This window comes from Arenibaculum pallidiluteum, from assembly GCF_017355985.1.
Taxonomy (GTDB): Bacteria; Pseudomonadota; Alphaproteobacteria; order Azospirillales; family Azospirillaceae; genus Arenibaculum; species Arenibaculum pallidiluteum.
The window spans coordinates 147,034-162,925 of record NZ_JAFIQU010000004.1 but is presented as its reverse complement, the minus strand read 5'-3'; the positions used below and the strand labels follow the sequence as shown (position 1 = coordinate 162,925).

14 protein-coding genes are annotated in these 15,892 nt (G+C 70.8%); 7 read left to right on the top strand and 7 right to left on the bottom strand.

The window, feature by feature from the left end:
- Positions 1-47 precede the first annotated feature (47 nt).
- From JUB13_RS10735 to JUB13_RS10715, 5 genes are read right to left on the bottom strand one after another with little or no spacing between them, the layout of a single operon-like run.
- A complete protein-coding gene (locus JUB13_RS10735; protein WP_207478801.1) occupies positions 48-1,262 on the bottom strand; it encodes a molybdopterin molybdotransferase MoeA in 1,215 nt (404 codons plus the stop codon).
- Positions 1,259-1,696 (bottom strand): cyclic pyranopterin monophosphate synthase MoaC, encoded by a 438-nt coding sequence (gene moaC / locus JUB13_RS10730; protein ID WP_207479032.1) that lies wholly within the window; start codon positions 1,694-1,696, stop codon positions 1,259-1,261. The genes JUB13_RS10735 and moaC overlap by 4 nt, the downstream gene beginning before the upstream one ends.
- Positions 1,697-1,725: 29 nt before the next feature.
- Entirely contained in the window at positions 1,726-2,550 is an 825-nt protein-coding gene (gene trpC / locus JUB13_RS10725) for an indole-3-glycerol phosphate synthase TrpC (RefSeq protein ID WP_207478800.1), read from the bottom strand.
- A 1-nt stretch (position 2,551) separates the two neighbouring features.
- Positions 2,552-3,583, bottom strand: a complete 1,032-nt coding sequence (gene trpD / locus JUB13_RS10720; protein WP_207478799.1) for an anthranilate phosphoribosyltransferase — start codon at positions 3,581-3,583, stop codon at positions 2,552-2,554.
- Positions 3,580-4,170, bottom strand: coding sequence for an anthranilate synthase component II (locus JUB13_RS10715; RefSeq protein ID WP_207478798.1), 591 nt, complete (start codon positions 4,168-4,170; stop codon positions 3,580-3,582). The genes trpD and JUB13_RS10715 overlap by 4 nt, the downstream gene beginning before the upstream one ends.
- A gap of 147 nt (positions 4,171-4,317) precedes the next feature.
- Here JUB13_RS10715 and JUB13_RS31270 point away from each other — a divergent pair, with 147 nt between their 5' ends.
- Positions 4,318-5,604, top strand: a complete 1,287-nt coding sequence (locus JUB13_RS31270) for a divergent polysaccharide deacetylase family protein (protein ID WP_236024876.1) — start codon at positions 4,318-4,320, stop codon at positions 5,602-5,604.
- Between the two features lie 38 nt (positions 5,605-5,642).
- Here JUB13_RS31270 and trpE read toward each other — a convergent pair whose 3' ends face one another.
- Together trpE and JUB13_RS10700 are read right to left on the bottom strand one after the other, a co-directional pair.
- A complete protein-coding gene (trpE, locus tag JUB13_RS10705; RefSeq protein WP_207478797.1) occupies positions 5,643-7,154 on the bottom strand; it encodes an anthranilate synthase component I in 1,512 nt (503 codons plus the stop codon).
- Between the two features lie 3 nt (positions 7,155-7,157).
- Positions 7,158-9,035, bottom strand: coding sequence for a SurA N-terminal domain-containing protein (locus JUB13_RS10700; protein WP_207478796.1), 1,878 nt, complete (start codon positions 9,033-9,035; stop codon positions 7,158-7,160).
- 160 nt (positions 9,036-9,195) lie between these two features.
- Between JUB13_RS10700 and tpiA the strand changes: the two genes are divergently transcribed.
- The 6 genes from tpiA to eno all read left to right on the top strand — a co-directional run bounded on the left by tpiA (position 9,196) and on the right by eno (position 15,853).
- Positions 9,196-9,948, top strand: a complete 753-nt coding sequence (gene tpiA, locus JUB13_RS10695; protein WP_207478795.1) for a triose-phosphate isomerase — start codon at positions 9,196-9,198, stop codon at positions 9,946-9,948.
- Positions 9,949-10,043: 95 nt separating this feature from the next.
- Complete coding sequence (gene secG, locus JUB13_RS10690) at positions 10,044-10,382, top strand: preprotein translocase subunit SecG (protein WP_207478794.1); 339 nt, start codon at positions 10,044-10,046, stop codon at positions 10,380-10,382.
- A gap of 94 nt (positions 10,383-10,476) precedes the next feature.
- A complete protein-coding gene (locus JUB13_RS10685; RefSeq protein WP_207478793.1) occupies positions 10,477-12,105 on the top strand; it encodes a CTP synthase in 1,629 nt (542 codons plus the stop codon).
- 43 nt (positions 12,106-12,148) lie between these two features.
- Positions 12,149-12,994 (top strand): 3-deoxy-8-phosphooctulonate synthase, encoded by an 846-nt coding sequence (gene kdsA / locus JUB13_RS10680; protein ID WP_207478792.1) that lies wholly within the window; start codon positions 12,149-12,151, stop codon positions 12,992-12,994.
- Positions 12,995-13,123: 129 nt separating this feature from the next.
- Entirely contained in the window at positions 13,124-14,470 is a 1,347-nt protein-coding gene (locus JUB13_RS10675; RefSeq protein ID WP_207478791.1) for a sensor histidine kinase, read from the top strand.
- A gap of 105 nt (positions 14,471-14,575) precedes the next feature.
- Complete coding sequence (gene eno, locus JUB13_RS10670) at positions 14,576-15,853, top strand: phosphopyruvate hydratase (protein WP_207478790.1); 1,278 nt, start codon at positions 14,576-14,578, stop codon at positions 15,851-15,853.
- The last annotated feature ends 39 nt before the right edge of the window (positions 15,854-15,892 follow it).

The window sequence follows — 15,892 nt, the reverse complement described above, 5'->3', positions numbered from 1 at the left end:
TAGTTTGGTTCCTGCGGCGCGTCAAGCAAAGATGGAGATCCTTCGAATCAAAGGCGCGAGAAGCCCCCTTCGAAGGACAGTATTTCCACCCGCTCTCCGACGTCGGAGGCCTCCGCGAAGGGCGGCCGCACGATCAGGCAGTCGGCGCGCGACAGCAGCGACATCACCGAACTGTCCTGGTTCGCGAAGGGCGTCGCCACCAGTTCGCCTCCGTGATCGCGGGACAGCGTGGCCCGCCGGTACTCCTGCCTGCGGTCATTGGACGGGAGCGCGGCGCCCAGCCTGGCGGTGAGGGCGGGGCCCTCATCGGCCTCCAGGCCCTGCAGGCGCCGCAGCACGGGCTTCAGGAACAGCAGCCCGCACACGAAGGCGGAGACCGGGTTCCCCGGCAGTCCCAGCACCGGCACCTCGCCGAGCCTGCCGAAGCTCAGCGGCTTTCCCGGCCGCATGGCGATCTTGTAGAAGTCCAGTGCAAGCCCTCGGTCGCCGAGGACCTCGCGCACGAGGTCGTAGTCACCGACGGAGGCGCCGCCCGTAGTCAGCAGCAGGTCCATGCCGCGCGCGGCGGAGATCCGCTGCGCGAGGGATTCGCGGGTGTCGAGCGCGGTGCCGAGATCGACGGGCTCCCCGCCGAGGGCGCGGATCATGGCGCCCAGGGCCAGGCTGTTGGACGAGACGATCTGGTTGGGGCCCAGCGGGTCGCCCGGGCGGGCAATCTCGTCTCCGGTCGCCAGCACCGCGACGCGCGGCCTGCGTCGAACCTCCAGCCAGGGAATGTTCATGGCGGCCGCCAGGCCGATGTCCCGCGCCGTCATGAGACGACCCGCCGGCAGCCCCACCGTCCCGGTCTGGAAGTCGAGCCCGGCCGCGCGCACGAAGCGACCCGCCGGCGCGGCCTCGCGCACAGTCACGCGCTCGCCCTCGGCGTCGGTGTCCTCCTGGATCACGATCGCGTCCGCGCCGTCGGGGACCGGGCCGCCGGTGAAGATCCGCACGCATTCTCCCGGGCCGATGCCGCCGGCAAAGGCCCGGCCCGCCGGTGCCTCGCCGATGCAGCGCAGAGTGGCGGGCACGTTCGCCACGTCGGCGGATCGCACCGCGTAGCCGTCCATGGCCGACACGGCGGTCGGGGGCTGGGTCACCCGCGCGCGAAGATCCGCGGCCAGGACGCGGCCGAACGCGTCGGGCAGGGCCACCGTCTCCGGCGGGAGCGGGGCGAAGGCCGAAAGGATCCGTGAAAGGGCCTCGGAAACCGGGATCATGGCGCCGCGGTCCACACCCCGCTCTTGCCACCGGCCTTGTGCACGAGGCCGATCTCGCCCAGCGTCATGCCGCGGTCCACCGCCTTGCACATGTCGTAGACCGTCAGCAACGCGACGGAGACTGCGGTCAGCGCCTCCATCTCGACGCCCGTGCGTCCCTTGAGGCGGCAGGTTGCGGTGACGTCGACGGCGTTGCGCGCGGGATCGCAGGTGAGGTCCAGGGTCACCGCCGTCAGCGCCAGGGGATGGCACAGCGGGATCAGGTCAGGCGTCCGCTTCGCGCCCATGATGCCGGCGAGCCGCGCGACCGACAGCACGTCGCCCTTCTCTACGGAACCTTCCATGATCCGCGCCAGGGTCGCAGGCTGCATGAAGATGCTGCCACGGGCCGTGGCGGTACGTTCGGTGACGTCCTTGTCCGAGACGTCCACCATCACGGCGCGGCCGTGCTCGTCGAAATGGGTCAGGCGGCCGGATTCCACGGTCTGGCCTCCGAGGGAGCGGCGAGAAGAGCGCGCGTGGCGGCCTCGACGTCGCGTTGGCGCATCAGGGACTCGCCGACCAGGAAGCACCGCGCGCGGGCCTGGGCCATGCGGGCCAGGTCCGCGGGGGTGTTGAGGCCGCTTTCCGCGACCAGCAGGCGGTCCGGAGGAACGCGCGGCGCAAGCTCCTCCGTCGTTCTGATGTCGACCTGCAAGGTCTTGAGATTGCGGTTGTTCACGCCGATCAGCCGGCATGGAAGTTTCAGGGCGCGGTCGAGCTCGGCGCCGTCGTGGACCTCCACCAGGACATCCATGCCCCAATCGGCCGCGGCGGCCGCCAATTCGCGCGCACGGCGATCGTCAAGCGCCGCCATGATCAGCAGGATGCAGTCCGCGCCAAGGGCCCGGGCCTCGACCACCTGATAGGGGTCGAGCATGAAGTCCTTGCGCAGCACCGGCAACGCGCAGGCTGCCCGCGCCGCCACCAGGAAGCCGTCCTCGCCCTGGAAATATGGGATATCGGTGAGCACCGACAGGCAGGTGGCGCCGCCCGCGGCATAGGCACGGGCCAGGGCCGGTGGATCGAAGTCCTTGCGGATCAGTCCCTTCGAAGGCGAAGCGCGCTTGATCTCCGCGATCAGGCCGTAGCCGGTGGCCGAGGCGCGAGCGAGCGCCGCGGCAAATCCGCGGGGCGGTCCCTGCTCGCGCGCCGCCGCCTCCACCTCGGACAGCGGCCGGCGGGCGATGCAGGCCGCCACGTGCCCGAGCTTGTCCTCGCAGATCCGGGCCAGGACGTCTCCTGCCATCTCAGGCGCCTCCGTTGGTGATGGCGACCAGCCGTTCCAGCTTCCGCCGCGCGGCGCCCGAGGTGATCGCCTCGCGCGCGAGCGAGACGCCGCCCGGCAGGTCCCGGGCCTTACCCGCGACCAGCAGCGCCGCCCCGGCGTTCAGCAGGACGATGTCGTGGTAGGGACCGGTCTCGCCGCCCAGCAGCGCCGTGATCGCCGCAGCGTTCGTTGCGGGATCGCCGCCCTTCAGCGCCGCCCCGTCTGCGCGCGGCAGGCCGGCATCCTCGGGTCCGACCTCGAAGGTCCGGATGCTGCCGCCGCGCAGCTCCGCCACATGGGTGGGGCCGGTGGTGGTGATCTCGTCGAGCCCGTCGGAGCCGTGGACGACCCAGGCCGATTCCGAGCCGAGCCGCTTCAGCACCTGGGCCAGCGGCTCGATCCAGTCCCTGGAGAAGACACCCAGGAGCTGATGGCGCGCACTGGCCGGGTTCGACAGCGGGCCAAGCAGGTTGAAGATCGTGCGGGTCCCCAGCTCGACGCGCGTAGGGCCGACGTTCCGCATGGCCGTGTGGTGCCGCGGCGCCATCAGGAAGCACAGCCCGGTCTCGTCGAGCGCACGCTGCACCAGAACCATGTCGCAGTCGATGTTCACGCCCAGCGCGGACAGCACGTCGGCCGCGCCCGAGCGGCTGCTCGCCGCCCGGTTGCCGTGCTTGGCGACCGGGACGCCGCAGGCCGCGACGACGATGGCGGCGGCCGTCGAGATGTTCCAGGTGCCCGACGCGTCGCCGCCGGTGCCGCAGGTGTCGATGGCGCCGCTGGGCGCTGTGACGGGGTGCGCCTTGGCCCGCATCACCCGTGCCGCGCCGGTGATCTCCTCGACCGTCTCGCCGCGCACCCGCAGGGCCATTAGGAAGCCGCCCATCTGCGAGGGAGTGGCATTGCCCGACATGATGATGTCGAAGGCCAGCTCGGCCTCGGTCTCGGTCAGCGCGGCCCCGCCGGCCACCTTGGCCAGCAGCAGGCGCAGGTCCGTCATGTCACCGCTCATGCCGCGCGCTCCAGCTCCGGCAGCGTGACGAGGAAATTTCGCAGGATGTCGTGGCCGTGCTCCGAGGCGATGCTCTCGGGGTGGAATTGGACGCCATGGATCGGAAGCGTCCGGTGGCTGAGCGCCATGATCAGCCCGTCCTCGGTCTCGGCCGTGATCTCGAGGCAGTCCGGCAGGCCCGTGCGATCGACGATCAGCGAGTGGTACCGGGTCGCGACGAAGGGCGAGGGCAGGCCGCGCAGCATGCCGCGGCCGGCATGATACATGCGGTCGGTCTTCCCATGCATGGGAACGGGCGCCCTGACGACGCGGCCGCCGAAGGCCTGCCCGATGGCCTGAAGGCCGAGGCACACGCCGAACAGCGGAACCTGCCGCTCCGCCGCCGCGGCGATCAGCGGGAGGCAGATGCCGGCCTTGTCGGGATCGCAGGGCCCCGGCGAGAGCACGATGCCCGCAGGCCGGAGTTCCAGCGCCTCCTCCGCGGACAGCGAATCGTTCCGCTTCACGAGGACGTCCGCCCCGAGCTCGCCGAGGTAGTGGACGAGGTTGTAGGTAAAGCTGTCGTAGTTGTCGATCAGCAGCAGCATCGTGACCGTGCGCCGGCTCTGGAAAGGTAGGACTGTCACCCTACAGGCCGGGCGGCGCGATTTCCAGCGCATCGGCCGGTCACGGCGATTGGGCTTGACCGGGCGGGCCCACTCCGTTTCCGCTGCCCGAAATTTCCGGAAGGACCGATGCTCCCTCGACTGCCAAGGCGCGTCTCCCGCCTCGTCCCCGCCGCTGGCGGCATCCTGGTGCTGGCCGCGCTGACGGCGGGAGCCCTGCTCCTGCCGGGCCGGGGGCCGACGCCCGGACCGCTGGTTCAGGCTGAGCCCGCTGCCATCCCCGACGCCGCACCGCCGGAGCAGGGCAGCCGGGTCGCGGGTCCGCCTCCTATGCCTCCTGCGCCGCCGGCGGTGGAGCCAGGGCAGGTCACGGACGCAGCCGCGCCGACACCTGCGCCAGGCGCGGCTTCCGTTGCAGCGCCAGGAGCGGCCACGCCGCTCGCCGTGCCGCCGGCTGCTGCCGTGCCGCCGGCCGACGTGCCTGCGCTCGCCGTGACTCCCGCGCTCGCCGGCGCCGCCCCGGCAGCGCCCCCGGCGCCATCGCCTGCGGCCGGGGACGCGGTATCCCTACCTGCGGCCGGGGACGCGGTATCCCTACCTGCGGCCGGCCCCGCGTTGGCGGCGCGGAACGGCACCGCTCCGACGATGGTCGCCATGCTTCCGCCGCCGGTGCCCGGCAATCCGGGTGTGCCCGCCTGGCAGCGCAACGCCGTCGCCGCCAACTGGCCGGCGGGCCGTCCCGCCATCGCCGTGGTGATCGACGACATGGGCGTCGACCGCCGGCGCAGCACCCAGGTGGTGGCGCTGCCGGCGCCGCTGACCCTGTCCTGGCTTCCCTACGCGTCCGAGCTGCCGCGGCAGACGGCGGCCGCGCAGCGCGCGGGCCACGAGCTGATGGTCCACCTGCCCATGCAGCCCCAGGCACCGGACCAGAATCCCGGGCCCGGCGCGATGCTGGTCGGCCTCGATCCCGGCGAGATCGGACGCCGCATCGATGCCGCGCTGGGCGCCTTCGAGGGCCATGTCGGGCTGAACAACCACATGGGCAGCCGCTTCACCGAGGACCGCGCGGGGATGGCGGCGGTGCTTGCGGCGCTGCAGCGCCGCGGCCTGCTGTTCCTGGATTCCCGGACGAGCGGCCGCAGCGTCGGCATGGAGGTCGCGGCGCGTCACGGCGTGCCGGCGGTGGGGCGTGACGTCTTCATCGATCACGATCCCGCGCCGGCGGCGATCCGCCATGCCCTGGAGCGCATGGAGGCGATTGCGCGTCGCCACGGCTACGCGGTCGGGATCGGGCACCCGCACGATGCGACCATCGCCGCGCTCGCGGACTGGCTGCCGCGCCTGGCCGCGAAAGGCTTTGCGGTGGTGCCGGTCAGCGCGGTGGTGCGGGCACGGCTGGCCCCGAACGGCTGAGCCCGGCGCGGCGCCTGCCGCGCGGCGCGGCGACCCGGTCAGCCGCGCCCGGAGGCGAAGCGCACAGCCTCCTCGGCGGCGCGCACCAGGGCCTTCGCCTTGTTGACGGTCTCCTCGTATTCCGTCGCGGGGTCGCTGTCGGCGACGATGCCGGCCCCGGCCTGGATGTAGAGCCTGCCGTCCTTCAGCACGGCCGTGCGCAGGGTGATGCAGGTGTCCATCGCGCCGCTCGCGCCGAAATAGCCGACGCAGCCGCCATAGACGCCCCGGCGTGACTTCTCGAGCTCGTCGATGATCTCCATCGCGCGAACCTTGGGCGCGCCCGAGACCGTTCCTGCCGGGAAGCCGCCGAACAGGGCGTCGACGACGTCGTGGGCGGGATCGATCTCGCCCTCGACGTTCGACACGATGTGCATCACGTGGCTGTAGTATTCGACCACCATCTTCTCGGTGACGGTGACCGTTCCGGGGCGGGCCACCCGGCCCACGTCGTTGCGCCCGAGGTCGAGCAGCATCAGGTGCTCGGCCAGCTCCTTGGGGTCGGCCAGGAGGCCGGTAGCCAGCGAGCGGTCCTCGTCGGGCGTGGCGCCCCGCGGCCGTGTGCCGGCGAGCGGCCGGATGGTGACCTTGCCGTCGCGCAGGCGAACCAGGATCTCGGGGCTGGAGCCCACGATGGAATGCCCGCCGAAGTCCAGATAGACCAGGAAGGGCGACGGGTTCAGGCGGCGCAGGGCTCGGTAAAGCGCGAGCGGGGGCAGCCGGAACGGCAGGTCGAAGCGCTGGGATAGCACGACCTGGAAGACGTCGCCGGCCCGGATGTACTCCTTGCCCTGCTCGACCATGGCGAGGAACTCCTCGCGCGTCGTGTCCGAGCCCGGCTGGGGCAGGGGGCCGACATCGGAGGCCGCGGGCGCGACCGGGCGCGGCAGCCCGCGCTCCATGTCGGCGACGGCGTCGGCCAGCCGCTCCTGCGCGAGGATGTAGGCCTGCTCGGCGGATAGTTCGGCCTGCGGCCGGACCGGGGTCACCAGGGTGACAAGGTTCCGGATGCCGTCGAAGACCGCGATGATGGTCGGCCGGATCAGGATCGCGTCGGGCACGTCCATCGGGTCGGGATTGTCGTCCGGCAGCCGCTCGATCAGACGGATCATGTCGTAGCCGAGATAGCCGAAGAGCCCGGCCGCCATGGGCGGCAGCTCCTCGGGCAGATCGATGCGGCTCTCGGCGAGCAGGGATCTCAGCGCCTGCAGCGGAGCCTCGCCGCAGGGCTCGAACGCCTCGGGCTCGACCCGCGCGCGGCGGTTGATCTCGGCCTTGCCGTGACGGCAGCGCCAGATCAGGTCCGGCTTCAGCCCGATGAAGGAGTAGCGCCCGCGCACCTCGCCGCCGGTCACGGATTCCAGCAGGAAGCTGTTGGGCTGGCCGTCCGCGAGCTTCACCAGCGCCGAGACCGGCGTGTCGAGGTCGCTCACCAGCTCGGTCCAGACGACCTGCGGGGCCCCGCGCCTGTAGGTCGCGGCGAAGGCGGCGGCGTCGGGGCGGACCTTCATGGCTCAGTCCGTTCCATAGAGGGTTTCGAGCACCGTCCGGTTGACGGTCACCCCGTACTCGCCCCGCAGCGCCCGCGTATAGGAAGCGAGCACGTCCTGCTGCATGCCCTGGGACAGGGTCAGCCGGACCTGGTCGAGCTGCGAGGGATCGGCAGCCGGATCCGGTACCTGGATCTCGACGAGCTTCACGACCATCTGGCCGCCCTCGGTCGCGGCCGAGGCGACCTCGCCCTGCTTCATCTCGAAGAGCTGCTCGATCAGCAGCGGGGGCAGCCCGCCGGCGCTGCGCGAGCCGCGCGTCAGCGGCTCGGTGCGACCGGCGGTTCCGCCGGCCGCGCGTGCGACGTCCTCGACGGTGCGGCCGGCCCGTAGCTCGGCCACGACCTCCTCCGCGCGTTTGGCCGTGCTCTCGGCGCGGCGCTCTGCCTGCCAGGCGGCGACCACCTGATCGCGCACCTGCTCCAGCGGCCGCAGGGCGGCGGGCCGGATCTCGTCGACCTGGACGACGACATAGCCCCCCTCCGGCGTATCGAGCGCCCGGCCGTGCTCGCCCTGACCGAGCCGGAACGCCTCCTCCACGACCAGCCGCGGGGAGGGGAGGTCCGCCGCCGGCGTGCCTTCGGGGGTCTGCCCGTTAGCGTCCACGGCGGGGACGCGGACGAGCCGCAGGCCGAGGCGCTGTGCCGCCTCCTGAACGCTGGCGCCACCCGCGAGGGCGTCCTCGAGCTTGTTGGCGACGTCGTAGATGCTGTTGGCGGCCTGTTCCCGCCGGATCTGGTCCGCGATCTGGCCGCGGGCCTGCTCGAAGGTCTGCGAGGTCGCGGGAATCACCTTCGTCACCTTCACGACATGCCAGCCGAGCTCCGAGCGAAGGGGCCCGACGATGGTGCCCTCGGCCGCGGCGAAGACAGGCTCGCGCAGGCCGTCGAGCAGGTCCTCGCGGGTGAATCCGCCCAGGGGCTGCGCATCCAGGCCCGCAGCCGTCGCCGCCTCGGCCAGGTTTCCGCCAGCTTGGCGCGCGGCCTCGGCGATGCGCGCTGCGGCCGCCTCGTCCGAGGCGAGGACCTGCTCCAGGTCGCGCCGCTCGGGCGTGCCGAACTCGTTCGCGCGCGAATCATAGGCCGCGCGCAGCTCCTCCTCGGGCACCTCGATGTCCTTTGCGACATCCTCGACGGTAAGGGCGGCGACCGTCAGGCCGCGATACTCCGGGGCGGTGAAGCGGACCGCGCGATCCTGGTGGTACTTGGCGACGGTGTCCTGGTCCGGCTGGCCGGGGTCGGGCGCGGCGCTCTCGGGCAGCAGGATCGTCTCGGCGACGCGCCGCTCGGCCTGTCGCCGGAAGACCGATTCCACCAGCGGCGTCGGCGCCCTCACGCCCTCGGTCACGGCCGCGGCCATCGTCCGGCGCGCAATCTCGCCCTCGACGAGCTGGACGTAGCCCTGCTCGGTCAGGCCGCTGGAGGCGAGCGCGCGGCGGAACTGCTGCGGGTCGAACTGCCCTTGGGCGTTGCGGAAGGCAGGCTCACGCCGGAGCGTGCTCAGCACCAACTCCTGCGAGGTGCGCAGGCCCATGTCGGCGGCCTCCTGGTCCAGAAGGGCCCGTTCGACGAGCTGCTCGACAGTCCGGTCGAGGAGGCCGAAGGCGCGCGCCTGCTCGGGCGTGATGGAGCCGAGGACCTGGCGCAGCCGTTCCAGCTCGGTGCGGAAGGCCTGGTCGACCTGTTGCCGGCCGATCGTGACGTCGCCCACCGTGGCAACGTCGTTCTCGACGCGGCCACGGAACATGTCCCCGATGCCCCAGATGCCGAAGCTGGCGATCAGGAGGACGAAAAGGATCTTTGCGACCCAGGATCCGACGGTGCTGCGCAGCGCTTGTAGCATGGCTCGGGATGACAGAAATGAAGGGGAGCCACGCCGGATGCGGGGCGGGCGGCATCATAGAAGTACCCCCCAAGCCCCGCAACCCGGCAATTCCCGGCGATCTGGCGCCTCCACCAGGGCCTTGGTACAAGACGCGCCAATGTAACCTCGGGAGGAGAGCATGGCCCGCCGCAAGCTGATCGCCGGCAACTGGAAGATGAACGGGCTGCGCACCGGAGGCCTCGCGCTGGCGGGAGACCTAGCGACGCGACTGGGGCTCGAGGCGGCCGCCGGGTTCGACATGCTGGTCTGCCCGCCGGCGACGCTGGTGGCCTCGGTCGCCGAAGCCGTCAGGGGGTCCGCCATCGCCGTGGGCGGGCAGGATTGCCATGCCCGCGAGAAGGGCGCCCATACCGGCGACATCTCGGCCGAGATGCTGCGCGACGCCGGCGCCTCTCACGTGATCCTGGGTCATTCGGAGCGGCGCCAGGACCATGGCGAGGACGACGCCACCGTGCGCGCTAAGGCGGAGGCCGCATTGCGCGCGGGGCTCGTCGCGGTGGTCTGCGTCGGCGAGACGCGGGCGGAGCGTGACGCGGGGCGGGCGGAGGCCGTGGTGGCGGCCCAGATCGCGGGCTCGCTGCCGGCAGGCGCCGATGCCGGGAACACCGTCGTGGCCTATGAGCCCGTCTGGGCCATCGGGACCGGGCTGACCCCGACCGCGGAGCAGGTGCAGGCGATGCACGCCTTCATCCGGGCCGAAGTCGCGAAGAAGGTTGCATCGGCGGGCGCGCTTCGCATTCTATATGGCGGTTCCGTGAAGCCGTCGAACGCGGCTGAGCTGCTGGGGCTTCCGGACGTCGACGGCGCGCTCGTCGGCGGGGCGAGCCTCGTGGCGGACGACTTCTGGGCGATCGCGGTAACTTGCCGCTAGCGTCGCGGGCCGGGACGGACTACATAGGCCGCGGGCGTGCCGCCGGTGTGGACCGGCTGGCGCGCCCTGTGGCTTTTTGGAAGTGCGGGTGACGCATGGAAGCGGTGATCCTCGTCGTTCATCTCCTGATCGCGCTGGCGCTGATCGGGGTCGTGATGATCCAGAAATCCGAGGGCGGCGGCCTCGGAATCGGCGGCGGCACCATGGGCGGGATGATGACGACCCGCGGCACGGCCAACCTGCTGACGCGCACCACTGCTATTCTCGCGGGCTGCTTCATGTTCACGAGCATCGTCCTCGTGATCCTCGCGGGATCCCACGGCCGGCCGGCCTCGATCATCGACGCCCTTCCGGCCGAGCAGAACGCCCCTTTGGCCCCGACGCCCAATCCGGCGCCCGTGGCTCCCGCGGCCCCGGCCGCTCCGGTCCAGTGACCGCCGGCCAGCCAATTCCCGGGATCACCAGAGGCGGCGCCATCGCCGCCTCTTTCGTTAGGATCGCTTCTTCTCCTCGGTACGGACGAACGGCATGACTCGGTTCATCTTCGTGACCGGCGGCGTGGTCTCCTCGCTCGGCAAGGGACTGGCCTCGGCTGCACTTGGCGCGCTTCTGCAGGCGCGGGGCTACAAGGTGCGGCTGCGCAAGCTCGACCCCTACCTGAACGTCGACCCGGGCACCATGAGCCCGTACCAGCACGGCGAGGTCTACGTCACCGACGACGGTGCCGAAACCGACCTCGACCTCGGCCACTACGAGCGGTTCACGGGCGTCGCCGCGCGCAAGAGCGACAACATCACCACAGGCCGCATCTATTCCGACGTGATCGCGCGCGAGAGGCGCGGCGACTATCTCGGCGCGACCGTGCAGGTGATCCCGCACGTCACCGATGCCATCAAGGAGTTCATCGGCAGCGACCTGACGGACGAGGACTTCTGCATCTGCGAGGTCGGCGGCACCGTCGGCGACATCGAAAGCCTGCCGTTCCTCGAGGCGATCCGCCAGTTCGGAAACGAGGTCGGCAGCCAGCGCGCCCTCTTCGTGCATGTGACGCTGGTGCCCTACATTCCCTCGGCCGGCGAGCTGAAGACCAAGCCCACGCAGCATTCCGTGAAGGAGCTGCTGTCCGTCGGGATCCAGGCGGGCATCCTGCTGTGCCGCTCCGAGCGCCCGATTCCCGAGAACGAGCGGCGGAAGATCGCGCTGTTCTGCAACGTGCCGCAGGAGCGCGTGATGGCGGCGCTCGACGTGCCGACCATCTATCAGGTGCCGATCAGCTACCACGAGCAGGGCTTCGACGATCAGGTCCTGAAGTACTTCGGCATGCCAGACGAGGGCGAGCCGGACCTCTCGCGCTGGCGGGACATCGTCCAGCGCGTCCGACATCCCGAGGGAGAGGTCAAGATCGCGGTGGTCGGCAAGTACACGAGCCTGCTCGACAGCTACAAGTCGCTGGCCGAGGCGCTCGTGCACGGCGGCATCGCGAACAACGTTCGGGTTCGGCTCGAGTGGATGGAGTCGGAGATCTTCGAGAAGGAAGGCACCGTCCACGAGCTCGAGGGCGTGCACGGGATCCTCGTGCCCGGCGGCTTCGGCGAGCGCGGCACCGAGGGCAAGATCCTGGCGGCGCAGTTCGCGCGCGAGCGGAAGATCCCCTATTTCGGGATCTGCTTCGGCATGCAGATGGCCGTGATCGAGGCGGCCCGGCACCTCGCCGGGGTTCCCAACGCGGGCTCCTCGGAGTTCGGCAGGAACCAGGAGCCCGTCGTCGGCCTGATGACGGAATGGGTTCGCGACAACGCGCTGGAACAGCGCTCTGCGGAAGGCGATCTCGGCGGCACGATGCGTCTTGGCGCCTATCCCTGCCAGCTCGTCCCGGGATCGCGGGTCGCCGGGATTTACGGGACCGGCACCATCGACGAGCGGCACCGCCACCGCTACGAGGTCAATATCAACTACAAGGACCGGCTGGAGGCGGCGGGCCTGCTCTTCTCCGGGCTCTCCCCCGACGGGGCGCTGCCGGAGATCGTCGAGATTCCTGACCATCCCTGGTTCATCGGCGTTCAGTTCCATCCGGAGCTCAAGAGCAAGCCGTTCGACCCGCACCCGCTGTTCAGGGACTTCATCCGCGCGGCGATCGACCAGTCGCGTCTGGTCTGACGCGACCGCCACGTCCGCCCGGGAACACCTGGAGGCCAATGCCATGACGACGCAAGCGAGGACCGTCCGGATCGGTGAGCTGTCGGTCGCCAACGACCGGCCGTTCGTCCTGATCGCCGGGCCCTGCCAGATCGAGAGCCGCGAACATGCGCTGGAGACCGCGCAGGCGCTGGTCGAGATCACGCGCCCGCTCGGCATCGGGCTTATCTACAAGAGCTCCTTCGACAAGGCCAACCGGACCTCGGTTTCGGCGGCCCGGGGCCTCGGGATGGAGCAGGGTCTGCCCGTGCTCGCAGCGGTGCGGGAGGCGTTCGGCATTCCCGTGCTGACCGACGTGCACGCGCCGGAGCACTGCGCGCCGGTGGCCGAGGCCGTCGATGTTCTCCAAATTCCGGCCTTCCTGTGCCGCCAGACCGACCTGCTTCTCGCCGCAGGCGCGACCGGCCGGCCGGTGAACGTAAAGAAGGGGCAGTTCCTGGCGCCCTGGGACATGCGCAACGTCGCGGCCAAGATCGCATCGACAGGCAACCAGAACGTGCTGCTCTGCGAGCGCGGGGCAAGCTTCGGCTACAATGCCCTGGTCTCCGACATGCGCTCCCTGCCGATCATGGCGCAGACCGGCTATCCGGTGGTCTTCGATGCCACCCATTCCGTCCAGCAGCCCGGCGGGCTCGGCGACAGTTCCGGGGGGCAGCGCCAGTTCGTCCCGGTGCTGGCCCGGGCCGCGGTCGCGATCGGCGTCGCCGCCGTTTTCATGGAGACCCACCAGGATCCCGACAAGGCGCCGTCGGACGGCCCGAACATGGTGCCGCTGGCCGCCATGGCCGATATCCTCGGGATACTCCGGTCGCTGGATGGGATCGCCAAGGGCAACCCGGTCGCGATCTGAGGCAGTACCGATCAGGGAGCCCGGCTTCGACCTGCGCAGGGCCCCGGGGAACGTCCTTGGTACGCCTCATGTCGGGGCGATCCGCCTTCATTGCCCTCCGCGCCTCGGCTAGACTCACGTTACGAAGGGATGACCGCTGCTCGCCCCGCGGGCCTCATCCCTGCACTCGTGGGGTTCGACATGCGCGACCGCGCCCTGACCCAGGAGATGCTCGAAGCGCTGCCGGTGGCTGCCGCCGTGTTCACCCCTGGAGACCTTCGGCTGAAATGGGCGTCGCCCTCCTTCCCTCTGGCAGGGCCGGGCCTACGCCGCAGGCCGCGCCTCGCGGAACTTGTTCCGGAACTCTCGGATAGCGACGTACAGGCGGTGCTGGCGGGCAGCAGGACGGATCTTAGCCGGCCGCGTAGGAGCGGCGGCACGGTCCTGGCGCGGCGGCTGGGCAGCCAGCGGGCGCGGGGCCTGCTGGTCCTGCTCTCCGCGGGTGCCGAGGCCGAGGCCGTGCTCGCCGCGTCGCCGGCCGCGCATCTCGTCGTCGACGCGGCCGCGACGGTGGTGGCGGCCAACCCGGCCGCAGCGACGAGTCTCGGGCTGCAGCCGGGCGCATTGACCGGACGGCCGCTGGCATCGGTCCAGCAGCGCCTCGTCCCCTATGGAAGCAACGAAGCCGACACCTTCCCGGCAGTCCGCACCATGAGGTCCGGCGCCCCGGTCTCCGAGGAGGCGTGGCAGGCCAATCTGCCGGATGGAGCGCCGCGGACCGTGCTGGTCTCGGCGGTGCCCCTTCCCGGAACGCCGGGCGGCGCGCTGACGGTCTGGATGGATGCCACGGAGCAGGCCCGTCGGCTGGCCCGCGCCCGTGAGGAGATCGCCGACCGGGAGATGCGCGTTCGCGAGGCGAACCATCGGGTCAAGAACACGCTGCAGATCGTGACCAGCCTCCTGAGCATGGAGATCGCCCGCACCGTCGACCTGTCCGCCGCGCGGGCGCTGCGCCAGGCCTATAGCCGCCTGATGGCCGCAGGGCGCGTCCACCAGCGCCTCTATCTCGGCGCCGAGCTCGACCGGATCGACCTCAGCGACTACCTGACGGAGGTCGCCAATGATGTCCGCCAGACGCTCGTGCCGGAACGGCCGGCGGAGTGCCTGGTCACCCGCGTGGATCCCGTGCGGGTCGAACCGGACCTGGCCCTGAACGTCGCGCTGATCGCGGTCGAGCTGCTGACGAACGCCTTCAAGCATGGCGTGTCGCCCGCGCGTCCCTTTCGGGTCGAGATGACGTGCAGAGCCACGTCCGAACGCCTGCTGCTCGAAGTCCGCGACGCTGGCCCCGGCCTTCCGGCCGGATTCGACCCCGTGCGGACTACCGGGCTCGGGATGCAGCTCCTGAACAGCCTGTGCGAGCATCTGGGCGGAACATTCGTCGCGTTCAGCCCCGCGGTGGGCGCGGTCTTCCGCGTCGAGTTGCCGCTGACCTGACGGCGCCGCCGCGGTGCCGGGCGGGGGACCCCACCCTTGGCGGCTTGAACTCCGCAAGGCCCGTGGTTATCACAGCGCCACCCAAAGAAGTGGAGACGGGGGACCATGTCCGCGATCACCGAGATCAGAGCGCGCGAAATCCTGGACAGCCGGGGCAACCCGACCGTCGAGGTCGATGTCCGGCTGGCGTCCGGCGCTTTCGGCCGTGCGGCCGTGCCCTCCGGCGCCTCGACCGGCGCCCACGAGGCGGTCGAGCTCCGTGACGGCGACAAGAAGCGCTTCGGCGGCAAGGGCGTGCTGAAGGCGGTCGAGGCCGTGAACGGCGAGATCAGCGATGCGCTGTCCGGGCTTGAGGCGGCCGACCAGCTCGCCCTCGACGCCATGATGATCGGCCTCGATGGCACCGCGAACAAATCGCGCCTCGGCGCCAACGCGATCCTGGGCGTCAGCCTCGCGGTCGCCAAGGCCGCCGCGGCCGAGGCGGGCCTGCCCCTGTTCCGCTATGTCGGCGGTGCGCGGGCCTCGGTGACCCCGGTGCCGATGATGAACATCATCAATGGCGGCGCCCACGCGGACAACCCCATCGACATCCAGGAGTTCATGGTGATGCCGGTCGCGGCCTCGAGCTGCGCCGAGAGCATCCGCATGGGCGCCGAGATCTTCCATGCCCTGAAGAAGAAGCTGCACGATGCCGGCCACAACACCAATGTCGGCGACGAGGGCGGCTTCGCGCCGAATCTCGCCTCGACCCAGGACGCGCTCGATTTCGTGATGCGCGCGATCGAGGCCGCCGGCTATCGGCCCGGCGAGGACGTGATGCTGGCCCTAGACGCGGCCTCGACCGAATTCTTCAAGGACGGGCGCTACCACCTCGAAGGCGAGGGCAAGGTGCTGGAGCCCGACGCGATGGTCGCCTACTGGCGCGATCTCGTCGGCCGCTACCCGATCCTCTCCATCGAGGACGGTATGGCCGAGGACGATTGGGACGGCTGGAAGACGCTGACGGACGCGATCGGCTCCAAGGTCCAGCTCGTCGGCGACGACCTGTTCGTGACGAATCCGAAGCGCCTTGCGGACGGCATCGTGCGCGGGGTCGGCAACTCGATCCTGGTGAAGGTCAACCAGATCGGCACCCTCAGCGAGACGCTCGAGGCGGTCGAGATGGCGCACAAGGCCGGCTACACGGCGGTGCTCTCGCATCGATCCGGGGAGACCGAGGATTCGACCATCGCCGACCTGGCGGTCGCCACGAATTGCGGGCAGATCAAGACGGGCTCGCTGTCTCGCTCGGACCGCCTCGCCAAGTACAACCAGCTCATCCGCATCGAGGAAATGCTGGGCAGCGCCGCGCGCTATGCCGGCAGGTCCATCCTGCGGGGCTGAGGCCAGGGGACCCGCGGCCGCCGCGCTGCGGCCGCCACC

Coding starts and splice junctions, on each gene's coding strand:
- trpC (WP_207478800.1), bottom strand. CDS start 2,550: ATGGCAGGAGACGTCCTGGCCCGGATCTGCGAGGACAAGCTCGGGCAC.
- kdsA (WP_207478792.1), top strand. CDS start 12,149: ATGACGACGCAAGCGAGGACCGTCCGGATCGGTGAGCTGTCGGTCGCC.
- JUB13_RS10735 (WP_207478801.1), bottom strand. CDS start 1,262: ATGATCCCGGTTTCCGAGGCCCTTTCACGGATCCTTTCGGCCTTCGCC.
- trpD (WP_207478799.1), bottom strand. CDS start 3,583: ATGAGCGGTGACATGACGGACCTGCGCCTGCTGCTGGCCAAGGTGGCC.
- secG (WP_207478794.1), top strand. CDS start 10,044: ATGGAAGCGGTGATCCTCGTCGTTCATCTCCTGATCGCGCTGGCGCTG.
- trpE (WP_207478797.1), bottom strand. CDS start 7,154: ATGAAGGTCCGCCCCGACGCCGCCGCCTTCGCCGCGACCTACAGGCGC.
- JUB13_RS10700 (WP_207478796.1), bottom strand. CDS start 9,035: ATGCTACAAGCGCTGCGCAGCACCGTCGGATCCTGGGTCGCAAAGATC.
- JUB13_RS31270 (WP_236024876.1), top strand. CDS start 4,318: ATGCTCCCTCGACTGCCAAGGCGCGTCTCCCGCCTCGTCCCCGCCGCT.
- moaC (WP_207479032.1), bottom strand. CDS start 1,696: ATGGTGGACGTCTCGGACAAGGACGTCACCGAACGTACCGCCACGGCC.
- eno (WP_207478790.1), top strand. CDS start 14,576: ATGTCCGCGATCACCGAGATCAGAGCGCGCGAAATCCTGGACAGCCGG.
- JUB13_RS10685 (WP_207478793.1), top strand. CDS start 10,477: ATGACTCGGTTCATCTTCGTGACCGGCGGCGTGGTCTCCTCGCTCGGC.
- JUB13_RS10675 (WP_207478791.1), top strand. CDS start 13,124: ATGACCGCTGCTCGCCCCGCGGGCCTCATCCCTGCACTCGTGGGGTTC.
- JUB13_RS10715 (WP_207478798.1), bottom strand. CDS start 4,170: ATGCTGCTGCTGATCGACAACTACGACAGCTTTACCTACAACCTCGTC.
- tpiA (WP_207478795.1), top strand. CDS start 9,196: ATGGCCCGCCGCAAGCTGATCGCCGGCAACTGGAAGATGAACGGGCTG.